This is a genomic window from Bradyrhizobium sp. USDA3010 (assembly GCF_056429065.1).
Genome location: NZ_JBWJZD010000083.1, coordinates 1 through 12,317, shown reverse-complemented (window position 1 = coordinate 12,317; position 12,317 = coordinate 1). Strand labels below are relative to the sequence as shown.

Annotated in this window: 7 protein-coding genes and 2 pseudogenes; 4 read left to right on the top strand and 5 right to left on the bottom strand. The window is 58.5% G+C overall.

The genetic code is table 11. The features are described from left to right. Positions 1-172 precede the first annotated feature (172 nt). From AC066Y_RS42225 to AC066Y_RS42210, 4 genes and pseudogenes are all read right to left on the bottom strand, one after another. Positions 173-1,153: a PDR/VanB family oxidoreductase gene (locus AC066Y_RS42225; RefSeq protein WP_478278999.1), complete on the bottom strand. Its 981-nt coding sequence runs from the start codon at positions 1,151-1,153 to the stop codon at positions 173-175. Positions 1,154-1,163: 10 nt separating this feature from the next. Beyond that, positions 1,164-1,915 (bottom strand): annotated as a pseudogene (locus tag AC066Y_RS42220) (GntR family transcriptional regulator). Positions 1,916-1,918: 3 nt separating this feature from the next. After that, positions 1,919-2,954: pseudogene (locus tag AC066Y_RS42215) on the bottom strand (aromatic ring-hydroxylating dioxygenase subunit alpha). A 425-nt stretch (positions 2,955-3,379) separates the two neighbouring features. Continuing rightward, on the bottom strand, positions 3,380-3,721 hold the full coding sequence (locus AC066Y_RS42210) for a hypothetical protein (RefSeq protein WP_478278998.1): 342 nt from the start codon (positions 3,719-3,721) through the stop codon (positions 3,380-3,382). Between the two features lie 945 nt (positions 3,722-4,666). Here AC066Y_RS42210 and dctA point away from each other — a divergent pair. The 4 genes from dctA (at position 4,667) to AC066Y_RS42190 (ending at position 10,862) form a co-directional block, all read left to right on the top strand. Beyond that, a complete protein-coding gene (gene dctA / locus AC066Y_RS42205; RefSeq protein WP_478278997.1) occupies positions 4,667-5,971 on the top strand; it encodes a C4-dicarboxylate transporter DctA in 1,305 nt (434 codons plus the stop codon). A 1,079-nt stretch (positions 5,972-7,050) separates the two neighbouring features. Next, positions 7,051-9,720, top strand: a complete 2,670-nt coding sequence (locus AC066Y_RS42200) for a PAS domain S-box protein (RefSeq protein ID WP_478278996.1) — start codon at positions 7,051-7,053, stop codon at positions 9,718-9,720. Further along, positions 9,717-10,382: a response regulator transcription factor gene (locus AC066Y_RS42195; RefSeq protein WP_478278995.1), complete on the top strand. Its 666-nt coding sequence runs from the start codon at positions 9,717-9,719 to the stop codon at positions 10,380-10,382. The genes AC066Y_RS42200 and AC066Y_RS42195 overlap by 4 nt, the downstream gene beginning before the upstream one ends. A 93-nt stretch (positions 10,383-10,475) precedes the next feature. Next, positions 10,476-10,862: a response regulator transcription factor gene (locus tag AC066Y_RS42190; RefSeq protein ID WP_478278994.1), complete on the top strand. Its 387-nt coding sequence runs from the start codon at positions 10,476-10,478 to the stop codon at positions 10,860-10,862. Positions 10,863-11,740: 878 nt separating this feature from the next. Here AC066Y_RS42190 and AC066Y_RS42185 read toward each other — a convergent pair. After that, a complete protein-coding gene (locus AC066Y_RS42185) occupies positions 11,741-12,145 on the bottom strand; it encodes a hypothetical protein (protein WP_478278993.1) in 405 nt (134 codons plus the stop codon). Positions 12,146-12,317 lie beyond the last annotated feature (172 nt).

The following is a 12,317-nucleotide window of genomic DNA, read 5'->3' as shown; positions in this document are numbered from 1 at the left end:
TCATGGCGAGTGTGGCGGCCCGGATGCGCGGAGGGTGGGTGTCAGCAACCGAATCCTACGCCACCTCAGCGGCTTACGCCACGCTCGCCAGCCTCTCAACAAGCCGCTGATGAATAAGACGGGCTAGTTGTGCCAGGGGCAGGACCTGCCGCAGAAAACGGTTTGCAACGACCTACAGAGCGTCCGGGCGGTGCCGTATATCGACCGTGATAGTGCCCCGGGCGCGAGAGACACGTGCACAGATCTTTTCGTTCGCGCGTTTCTGCGGCTCGCTGAAGAAGACGTCACGGTGGTCAAGCTCACCGTCGATCTTGACGATGTCGATGGCGCAAACGCCACACTCGCCGCGCCGGCAATCCGCAATCACCTCGCAACCGGATTCATTGAGTACGTCCAGCAACGAGCGATCGCGCGGAATTTCGATCTCGAGATTCCGATCGACAAAGCGGACCCGAAATCCTTCAGTCGGCAGGGAGCCGCTCGACCCGAAGGTTTCGTAGCGCAGGTCGGACAGCGTTCGTCCTGCGCTATCCCAGGCCCGGCGCGCGGCATCGAGCATCCGCATCGGACCGCACAACAGGGTCAAGGCATCGGGCGGCAGCGAGGCGAACAGATTATCGAAATCGAGCCGGCGCCCCGCATTGCCTGCATGGACAATAAGCCGCTCGTTCAGCAAGGGGGCGAGGACATCCAAATAGGCGGCTTGCTCGCGGGAGGGCACAGCATAATGCAGCGTGAAATCGGCATCGCGGCGGGCGAGCACCTGAACTGCCCCAACCAGTGGCGTAATGCCGATGCCGCCCGCGATCAGGCAGTAGTGCCGGCGTGCCCAGTCGATCTGCAGCAACGAGGTAGGCAATGTGATGCTCAGCCGCGCACCCGGCGCAAGGGACCACATGTACCGCGAGCCGCCGCGGGTGTCCTCGGCGCGACGCACCGCAATACGATAGCCGCCTCGGTCGGCTTCGCCGACCAGCGAGTAAGACCGCGTCTCTGGGCGCCCATCGATAGTGACAGCGACATTGATATGGCTGCCGACCGGATAGGTCGCGCCATCAAAGCTTTCCGGTCTGATTAGCAACTCGCGGATCGAAGGCGTCAGATCGCGCGTCGCGACAAGGGTTGCCGGTATCCAGCTTTCAACGAACCGCATGCAGATTTCTTTACTCGCCTGCCATCCTGATAAGCGCCAGCCCCGGCAGTAGGTCAAAATGCGTCTTGTTCTGGAGCACTAAGCGCAAATTGCGCGCCGCCACTCGCGCATGCTCGCGCATGATCGCCTCAGCGCGCGCACCTTCGCGGTTTTCGATTGCGTCGATCACGACGCGGTGTTGATCTTGCGCAACCATGAGCGTGTCGCGCGCGTCCGGCAGTGTCGATTGGGTCATCACAAAGCCGCCTGGGGAGGCAAAGGGCAGCGCGGAGGCGCATCCACCTGCCGGATCAAGGGCGGGCTACCCGACAATTCGGTCAACATGGCGTGAAGGCGCGCATTGAGTGCGACGTAGGAGGAGAAAGCGTCCACAGAGATTGGATCCTGCCGCACCACGCCGTCGATCTCGTCAAGGCATCGTTTCAGGGGCTCGAGATCGCGCGACGAAGCACCGCGCTCGGCTGCAAAACGAGCGGCTAGACCTTCGAGCGTGCCACGCAACTCGATCGAATCCAGGACATCTCGCTCGGAGAACGTCTTCACCATGAAGCCGCCAGGAGGAAGCGCTTCCAGAAGTCCCTCCTCCTCCAGGCGGACCAATGCCATTCGCACCGGGGTGCGCGAAGCGCCGGTTGTCTCAACAGCCTGCAATTCGGACATCCGCTCGCCCGGCCGCAAGTCGCCGGACAGGATCAGATCGCGCAAGCTGAGCTGGGCGCGTACAGTTTGTGAGACGGAGCGATCGCTTTCGCGCTCGGCCATACCCTACTCCGCGGCCTGCCGACTGTGCGACGGATTCTCGGCGTCGATCATCCGATCTATCAGGCGGCGGGCCCACATCGCGCCCGCATCGATATTAAGATTGTAAAAGGCGCGGTCAGGATTTTCGTCAATCGCGCGCTGCTGCGCCTAGAGGATGACCTCGTCCTCACGGAAGATGCCAGAAACGCCTTGGCGGAGCTCGGTGGTCAGGCGCTGTTCGTTTAAGCGATAATTGCGCACAAATGCCCAGAAATAATGGCAGCTCGTTTCCGTTTCGGGTGTGATCGTGTTGAGCACAAGACCATTGACGCCCGCAGCGCGATTGCCTTCGGGCGCGCCGGTTCCAGTGGGCGCCACACCGACGTCGATATTGATCGTGCACGGGGCTTCGAAACGAATGATTTGCCAGCGGTCCACCGGACCAGGTTTTTGCAACTGCTTGGCCGAAAATGGCGGCGCGGTAATCCCCTTCATCCAGCGCGTTACGGTGGCGGTCTTCTCCCCATGAGTGACGTCAAACGGCGCTTCCGCGATGGCGTCATTGCCGATGCTGGCGCCGTGCACAAAAGTTTCGTGCGTCAGGTCCATGAGATTGTCGATAACCAGACGATAATCGCATTTCAGATGAATGGTATCACCATCGCCGGCCCAAGCGGGATCATCGTTCCAGTGCATGTCCGGCACCAAGGCCGGGTCGGCTAGCGCCGGATCACCCATCCATAGCCAGACGAAGCGATGGCGCTCGACGACGGGATAGGCACGCACACAGGCGGAGGGATTGATCGTTTCCTGCGAGGGCATGAAGGTGCAGCGGCCCTGCGCGTTGAATTTCAGACCATGATAGCCGCAGACGACGCTGTCGCCCTCAAGGCGGCCTTTTGAGAGAGGCACCAGTCGATGCCAATAGGCGTCCTCGAGCGCTACCACTTCGCCATTGGTGCGCCACCACGTGCCTGCCGCAGATCGTGCGCGGCAACAAGGCCTGCTTCACCTCGGCATCCCAAGCGGCCGCGTACCAGACGTTCAAGCACGGACCCATGTATCGACCTCTCCAAGTTGGACACCTTATGTATACAATCATCAGTAACTTCGGTTGAAGTGTGGCCATAGATACGCAGTTGAGTAGCAAATTCAGAAATTATGTATACAGAAAAGGGTCCTAGATTGACTCATCAGCCAAGCATCAGCTTGGGTTAGCGCGCGGCAAAACGGCAGTACCCGCCGAGTTCGACCTCGCCGGCGCGCATGTCCGACCGCATCTCGCCCCACAATCTGCGCTGTCCTCATATGGCGATCTGCTGGGTCCCTAGCCTGATCAGCACCGGGCACTGCCCGGCCGGCAGTACAGCCCTCCCCCTTTGCCGGGATCGGACGTGGAGGCCATAGTGCCGAGACCGGCCCGCACTCTCGAATCATCTAGTGCGTCGCGCCCGCGATCTTTGGCAGCCATATGCACGGCGCTTCTCAAGCGTGCGGCTCCAGATAAGCGCAACCTCCAGCGTGCGCAGCAGCCGCGCGATAGCCCGAGATCGGATCGAGCTTGATACCTCCAGGTGAAATGGGCAGCGCGAATGGCAGCACTTCATTAATGCCGACATCATGCAGAAGCGCGCCCCGAAGCGATAGCAAAATCCGATGGGCGACATTCGACACCCAAGCTGAAGGCGCCATTGGTCCGTGCAAGCGGCCGCGACAGTCGGTAATGGCCTCCGCCAATTTGCCGAAGCGCGCCTCTGCACTATTTACGATAGTGGCAGCCCCTCCCCCAATGCGCACGGATGGCGTGAAGGCGCGTTGCTCAAGCATCGCGCATGCTTGAACAATCCGATCAAAACCACGGAAACAGTGCGCCCATTCATCTTGCGCCGCGGCAGCCGCGCTGCATGCGCCCGTGCTCGGAGATTCTCATCGAACGACGATTCGGTTCTGTAGCGCGCGCCTACATGCGGGAGCTTTCGCAGCATGTGCGGTGTTCTCATTCGATTTGAAGCCCCTATGTCAACGCCGGCGGCGCCACACCCCTGGCCAACCGCGAGGCCGAGCGGCGGCGACGGTAGCCCGTCTTGAGGTGCCACGTTGTCACTGAAATCGGCAACAGACGGAAGGACTTCAAGGGTCATAAGATTGCTTCTTCTTGGAAGACCTCTGCGAGCTCTTGTACGCACAAGCAGATGTCCGCCTTCTGCTGAACTGTGCGGTCACGTCACCTGGAGACAAATGCCCCGCGAACGGACATGCTTTGCCGCTAGCGAAAATGCAGCGCTTCCATCTCAGAATTTGCAGGCAATCGGGTTCTAGATCTTCGATTTGCCAGACATCCATTGCGTGAATGCCTACGATCGAAACTATCAATTTTACCACTCTCACGCAGTGTTGCATCAATCTTATCAGTCAGCGCATACCGATCACGCTAGGCTTCTAGGTCGAGAAGTGCCCACACTACGCTCAGCCGACCAAAGATGCGTATTATGCCGCCACGTCATGTTCGGGCTTGCGACCGCGGTGCGAGCATTTGGATCGAGCCAATGGCGAGTTTATCCGCGAACACTTGATTGGCCGCAGATCGGGCATCTGGTGCATATCTTGCTTAGCAAAAAAAGATAACGTAACTGGACGCCTGCCTTTGGGATGACGCGCCGCCTCGCGGATCGTCTTCAATCGGACACGGCTAAAACAACGAGCCTCGCATGATGCTGTCGCCTCTCAACGACGCGGCGGCTTGCATTCGAGTATATTCGGGAAGGAAGCGTCATGACCACCATGGCAACCGCGGCACCCGCGCGCGCGTCGCAGACTTGGTATAAGATCCTCTACATCCAGGTGTTGATCGCCATCGTGGTTGGTGCCTTGGTCGGTTGGCTGTGGCCATCTGTCGCGACCAACGATTGGGTCAAGGCGCTCGGTGACGGATTCATCAAACTCATCAAGATGGTGATCGCACCGATCATCTTCTGCACCGTCGCATCCGGCATCGCGCACATTCAGGATGCAAAGAAAGTCGGTCGCGTCGGCGTCAAGGCATTGGTCTACTTCGAGATCGTCTCCAGCTTTGCGCTGCTGTTGGGCCTTATTATGGGTAATCTGGTCCAAATCGGTCATGGCCTTGCAGTCAAGCCGGACGCTGCAGCGGTCGCCAATTACGTCAAGCAAGTCGAAGCCTCCAAGAGCGTCGATTTCATCCTCAACATCATTCCCGATACCGTGGTTGGCGCGTTCGCTCGCGGCGATGTTTTGCAGGTGCTCCTGTTCGCGATCCTGTTCGGTTTTTCTCTGATGGCGCTGGGAGCACGCGGGGAGCGGCTGCGCGGCATGATTGACGACGCCGCGCACGCGGTGTTCGGCGTAATCGCCATCATCATGAAAGCAGCTCCGATCGGGGCCTTCGGCGCCATGGCCTTCACGATTGGCAAGTTCGGGCCGGCGGCGCTCGGCAATCTGATCGGTCTGATCGCGCTATTTTACGTAACGGCTGGGCTTTTTGTGGTGGTGGTGCTCGGTGTTATCGCGCGCATCGTCGGCTTTTCGATTTTCAAGTTCCTTGTCTATATCAAGGACGAGCTTTTGATCGTGCTCGGCACTTCCTCCTCGGAAAGCGCGCTGCCGCAATTGATGGAGAAACTTGAGCGGCTCGGCTGCTCCAAGCCCGTGGTCGGCCTGGTGGTCCCAACTGGGTACTCCTTCAACCTTGATGGTACCAACATTTATATGACGCTTGCTACATTGTTCATTGCCCAAGCGCTCGGAGTCGATCTCACCTTTGGCCAACAGCTCACGATCTTGCTCGTGGCAATGCTGACCTCCAAGGGGGCAAGCGGCGTCACCGGCGCGGGCTTCATCACGCTCGCCGCAACATTGTCGGTCGTCAACCCGGCGCTGGTACCGGGTATGGCAATCGTGTTCTCGATCGACAAGTTCATGAGCGAGGTACGCGCCCTTACCAACATCACTGGCAATGGCATTGCAGCCGTGTTCGTATCCTGGTGGGAAGGCGAGCTAGAGCACGCGACGTTGCACGTTCGGCTCGACCGGCCCACCACTGTCGACACAGGGAGGTAGGCCGCGGATCTTGGACGCCGTCATTGCAAGACGCGTCGAATTCAAGCGCAACCGCATTCACGATTCTTCGCAGTTCAAGTCGGCACCGTGCCTGATCTGCGAATCGGAGCTTTCTCCCACGGCATCCTCAGAACGCAGCTCTTGCTCCGCGTCACGCCCCCGGCAGTCGCCTGTGAGGGGTTACCGTACGCGATAAGGAGCTGCAGTTTTAGAAAGTCATTTTCAAGCGTGGTCTTTCGAGGTCAGGCTTCTGGCCGGCCGAGCGCCTGTGCAACATTGCCGAGCCAGACAGTAAGACTGCGAAAGAACGTATCCAGCGTGACGGACCAAGGTGTTGGCCTGCCCACAAATGCCCATGTGCGTGGTCAATACACTTGCCTCGCCCGGCCGACGAGGCGGTAGCGTCTTCCGTGCAACTCAGTACTACGGTGCGTATCAGATCGCGATGGATGTGATCAGCGTGGACTAGATTGGCACCTTGACTGAGACGAGGCAGCTCGCAGAAGCAAGTGTCGGCTCGGCCCTCATATACCCGCCCTGGATTCCGGCTGACGGCTCGTCGGCACCGAGCCTGGGCGGACATGGCCGCGAGGCATAGATAGCAGTTGCATAACTTCGCCTTGCTATCTCGGCGCATTACATTGCGCTCCCTTCCGCATGATCGATCGCGAGATGCGTGGTCCCGCAGCTTGCACCTTGCCTTTCCGGGTTCGACGAGGGGCCTGCTTTTTCGGCCGCGACGTCCTGGCTGAACTGAAGTCCTTGTCCTCGTCGTAGGTGCCGCTGGGTCGCGGCGGCGGTCCTCGGCCGCAGGCTCGCATGCCTGCCCCGAGGTCACCGGCGGCGGAGGAAAGCAGACAACCCAGCCTCGATTGTACAGAGGTCAGCGCGGAATATTGAAAGGTTTAGGACAACTATACGTACGTTTGTAATGCGTCTTCCTTCGGCGCGTGCTGAGTTCAATGGAAGGCATTCCATCTCGGAACCGCGCACGAGCGTCTGTCGGCACGGAAAGGATTGCCTCATTTTTGCCTAAAATGTTATAGCTCTCCCGCCGAGAAAGGCCGGACGATATAAAAATGCGTAGCCAGATCAGCAGTTTGAAAGTTTCAGCCCCTCAGTTTACCTTCGGCAGCATAACGTTGGCCGTAGTAACGCTGGCTTGCTTGTACCTTCACGCACAGTTCGCTGCGACGGCGTTCGCCTATTTGTTAGTCGTATTGCTGTTTTCGTTGATGGGCAGCCTCATCGCGTCATCCGCGCTTTGCGTCGTGGCCATCGCAGCTCTCGCTTACTACTTTGCGCCGCCAGCGTTCAGTCTGCGGATTGATGACCCACAGGATCTTCCGGTGGTCGTTGCGTTCTTCATTGTCTCGATCGTCGGAACGCACCTGATCGGAAAAGTCCGCCAAGAGAGCCAAGCCGCGCGTGAGGCCGCAGCCAAGCTCCGGATCAGCGCGGCAGATTTGGAGGACCGCGAGAAACGCTGGCAAGCAATCTTTGAACACAATCCGGCCATGTACGTCATGGTTGACGAAGCCGGTACCGTCCTCAATACTAATACGTTCGGCGCGGCACAGCTCGGCTATGCGCGTTCCGAACTGATCGGCCATTCCATCCTGGGAGTCTTTCTGGAGGAGGATCGCGAGTTAGCTTGCGAATGCATTCGCGCCTGCCTTGAAGATATCGGTCAATCGCGAACCTGGGAGGCCCGGAAAGTCAGGAACGATGGCTCGGTACTGTGGGTACGTGAAAATGCCAAAGCCATGCTCTGGGCTGACCGGCCCATTGTTCTGATATCCTGCGAAGATATCACGGCACGGAAGCGGACCGAATTTGCTCTGCAGCGGAGCGAAGCACATTTGGCCCACGCGCAGGAGCTGAGCAATACAGGCAGCTTCGGCTGGAACCTCGTCACCGGCGAGGTCTTCTGGTCAAAGGAGACGTTTCGAATATTTGAGTTGGACCCGCAGACCGCTCCGTCGCCGCACCTCGTCGTCGAGCGCACCCATCCAGATGATAGGGCTTCGGTTCAAGAGGTCATTGATCGGGCGATGCGAGATCCGAAGGATTTCGAACATGAATACCGGCTGCTGCTGCCGGACGGCTCGGTGAAGCACGTCCATGCGCGGGCACGAGCCACGAGAACCGCCAGCGGTGATATTGAGTTTGTCGGAGCAGCGACGGATGTTACCGCGGAACGGCAAGCAGAGCAGAAGCTGCGCCGCAGTGAGGCCTATCTCGCCGAAGCCCAACATCTCAGTCACACGGGCAGTTGGTCCTGGGACGTTCATGGGCTCGATTTTGTGTATCGCTCCGCCGAGGTCGATCGTCTGTTTGAGTTTGATCCGCAAGAGACTGTATCACTAGAGACCATTCGCTCGCGCATCCATCCAGACGACCTCCCCGGGCTCCAGGAGGTGCAGCGCCAGGCTATCGAGCTCAAGGAAGATCGCTTCGAGTATGATTTTCGAATTCTTCTAAAAGACGGCAGGATAAGGCGCATACACTCCGTTGCGCATATCGTGATCGGCAACGATGGTTGCGTGAGCGAACTGATCGGAACGCATATGGATGTGACCGAGCAATACGCCGCCAGAGAGCGCCTGGAAAACACACTGGCTGCGCTGCGCGAAAGCGAGCAGCGCTTTCGCGATTACGCCGAGACGGCTTCCGATTGGCTCTGGGAGACCGGGCCGGATCACCAGGTTACGCGCTTGTCCGAGCACACCAGCGCTGCGGGAATCTTAGCGACAGGATTGATGGGCCTGCCCCGCTGGGACATTGCGTGCGATGTGGAAGAGGATCCTGAGAAGTGGCGGCAGCACCGGGCCACACTGGAGGCGCATCTGCCGTTCCGGGATCTGGTCTACCGTACTGTCAACCGGACCGGATCTCCGATCTACGTTCGGACGAGCGGCAAGCCCTTTTTTGATGCGAACGGCAAGTTCGTTGGTTACCGCGGCTCCAGCACCGACATCACCGCTATTATTCGCGCAGATCAAGCCGAACAACAGTTGCGGAAGGCACAGGCGGAACTTGCGCATGTGACACGTGTGACGACGTTAGGAGAGCTGACAACCTCCATTGCCCATGAAATCAACCAGCCACTCGCTGCTATTATCAACAACGCCGATGCGTGCCTCGGTTGGATGGGCCGCGAAACTCCTGATCTTTGCGCGGCGCGCTCTTCGGTTGAGTGGATCATCGATGACGCAATACGGGCAAGCGAAGTGATCCGTCGCGTGCGCGCACTTGCGAAGAAGGGCGAGATCGAGATGGTGCCGCTCGATATCAATGAGGTCGTTGGGGACGTCATTGCGCTGGTGACACGAGAGCTGGTGAGCCACCAGGTGGCGTTAAGAACCGAGCTGACGGCAGCGCTGCCTATGATTCTCGGTGACCGGATTCAGCTGCAACAAGTGATCATCAATCTGGTGATGAACGGGATCGAAGCCATGGACGCAGTCACGGACCGGACGCGTGAGTTGCTGATTCAGTCATCTATGGACGATATAGGGCATGTGCAGGTGGCCGTGACAGATTGGGGCGTCGGGATCGCCGAGAATGATACTGACCGCGTGCTAGATCCTTTCTTCACCACGAAGTCCAGCGGCCTTGGAATGGGTCTTTCGATCTGCCGGTCGATCGTTGAAGCTCACGGAGGACGGCTGTCAGTGGTGCGCAAGCAGCCGCCGGGCGCGACCTTCCAGTTTGCCCTGCCGTTGCATGAGGAGGTCGTCTCGTGACGCAACGCTCGCCAACCAGCAAACCCGAGGCCTCGACAACGGCGACCGTCTTCGTCGTCGAGGACGACATCTCCATGCGTCGGTCGCTCACCAACCTTTTTCGATCGGTAGGCTTGGACGTCGCTGCATTTGGATCGGCCCGCGAAATGCTGCAGAGCGCACTTCCGGATGTTGTTAGCTGTCTGGTTCTTGATGTCCGGCTCCCCGGCTTGAGCGGCCTGGAGTTCCAAACTGAGCTGACGAAGTCGAACATACATATTCCGATCATTTTCATTACCGGCCATGGCGACATTCCCATGAGCGTCAGGGCGATGAAAGGAGGCGCGGTCGATTTTCTTACCAAACCGTTTCGCGATCAGGAATTGCTTGACGCGGTGATCGCCGCGACCGAGCGCGACCGCAAAAGACGGGAGTCCCAGCAAACCGTCGCGAAGCTTCAGTCCCTATTCGAGACCCTAAGCCCGCGCGAACAGGCGGTGATGAAGCTGGTCGCTGCCGGCCTGATGAACAAGCAGGTCGCCGCTGAGCTTGGGCTCGCCGAGATTACCGTCAAGATCTACCGGGGACACGTAATGAGAAAGATGCGTGCCCGCTCGCTGGCCGATCTGATCAGAACGGCTGAGACCCTGGGGATCGGCGCCAATCGTCCTGAACAAACCTAAGTATGATTTTACAATTTCGTCACTCGAGCCCACTTTTCGCCCAGGGTCGCTAATGCCTCGGCAACCGTTAGTCCCGCGCCAGGAGGGATTGTCTTGTCCACGCCTTTGATTTCTGTCGTTGACGACGACGCATCTATCCGTGCGTCGATTGAGAACCTATTGAAATCCCGCGGCTACAAAGTTCAAACATTTACATCGGCGGAGGATTTTTTGACATCGCCGCGGTTGAACGAGACCTCTTGCGTAATTACGGACGTGCAGATGCCGGTTATGAGCGGCTTGGACCTGCTGGCGGAAATGCGGACTCGCGGTTACGGGGTGCCGTTCATTTTCATTACTGCCTTCCCGAACGACCGCGTGCGCGCCTCAGCCTTGAGCGCAGGAGCGATTGGTTTCTTGGCCAAGCCCTTCGCCGGACATGCACTGATCGAGCACCTCGATGCCGCACTGAAGGAAAACCGCAACGGAGGACGCACTTGAAACGATCAGCCGGTGGCGAGTCATTTCAGCCCTGAATGTTGAGATCCGGTCGCGAGCTCGGCGCGATCTTATTGAAGCGGGCTCTCCGAAATCAGGTGGCACCAGCGGCAGTCGATGTCGTATTGCCTTCTTGGCCCGTGAGCTGTCCACCAGGCATCAGGCCGCTCAGAACGACGTTGCCACCAAGGGTCGGTATACTTGGCACCTCTAGGCCCCGCTCGTCTCTGCTTTTTGGCACTTCAGGTGACCTTGCGCAGAAGTTATTCGACAAGCTCAAGCGCTTCTTCGCTCAGATTCGTAGCAGCTAAATGCGATTGCGATATACCGCGTGGCGCAACAAAAGAGCTTCGTTCAACTCACAAGCTCTCTGTGGGGCCATCGTGAGAAATCATGCGTGTTTTGGGTGATATTGATTGGCGCGCCAAAGCTCTGCGCGAGCTCCTTCGGCTACGGCGCCAGTCGGCATATTTTTGCCCTGCTTGTCTATGGTGCCTGGCATCGCTCCGCGCTTTTCTTCAGACCACCCCTTATGGTGGCCTCTTCGACCCTCCCCAACTCCTGCGCATGTTAGATGGTGTACAAGACCTCCACAGCCAAGCCGCCCAGATACTCATGCGAAACGCCCGGCAGCCTAACGGCGGCCAGGCGGATCTTGGTCTGATCCGACGCAACCCATCACCGGATGCGAGCCATTCCATTGCGCATCGGATCGGCTGCTCAGTAGGCACTAAGCCCGGCGACGCGGCTGCACTCTAGACGGACTCGAAGCCAGCAGGCTCTCTACGGGCTGCGGCCGCAATAGGCCGCTTAGTAACGCACGATTTTCCGAAGAGCGGCGCTAAATAGTCTAGACGACGATCTCATGTAAGATTCTCTCGTCACATGAAATCGTCCTCGTAGTCGTACGTTGACGAGCTTACTGCGCTCTCGTCATCGCTACCGTCACTGTCGTCAGCTTTTGAAAGGTACCGGCCAGTGTTGCCTTTCCGCTGCGATTCACCATCACTGTTTCTTATCCAATTGGCCGACTGTTCTGGGTCGAGAACCATGTTGTCTTCATCAACCTCGACGAACTCCATCTTTGCCGCACGGGCTCTTGCTTCTGGATTAGCCGGACGCAAATTGAGCAATGACCTTTCGCCGTCCATTCGGAGCTGGTGCTCAAGCAAGATATCGCCGGCGTTCTCGACAAGCGGATGAAGGACTTGAAGGTCCACAGTTGATGTAGTCCCAGTTCGCCCAGAAAATAGCTGCGGCCATCTCTTGACGTCGAACTCCGTCATGCTTTCGCCGCCCTCCATTCTTAGAAGTCCGACACTCTTGTTCCCCAACTAGCCCGTCTTATTCGTCAGAGGCGCCTGAGAGGCTGGCGAGCGTGGTGTAAAGCGCTGATGCGGCGTAGGATTCGGTTGCAAAGCCAACCCCATCACCTTCAGCCGCGAACACCACGCCCGC

Bases quoted from the DNA above. Each gene is read 5' to 3' on its own strand.
- AC066Y_RS42225 (WP_478278999.1), bottom strand. From the start codon at position 1,153: ATGCGGTTCGTTGAAAGCTGGATACCGGCAACCCTTGTCGCGACGCGC.
- AC066Y_RS42210 (WP_478278998.1), bottom strand. From the start codon at position 3,721: ATGCTTGAGCAACGCGCCTTCACGCCATCCGTGCGCATTGGGGGAGGG.
- dctA (WP_478278997.1), top strand. From the start codon at position 4,667: ATGACCACCATGGCAACCGCGGCACCCGCGCGCGCGTCGCAGACTTGG.
- AC066Y_RS42200 (WP_478278996.1), top strand. From the start codon at position 7,051: ATGCGTAGCCAGATCAGCAGTTTGAAAGTTTCAGCCCCTCAGTTTACC.
- AC066Y_RS42185 (WP_478278993.1), bottom strand. From the start codon at position 12,145: ATGACGGAGTTCGACGTCAAGAGATGGCCGCAGCTATTTTCTGGGCGA.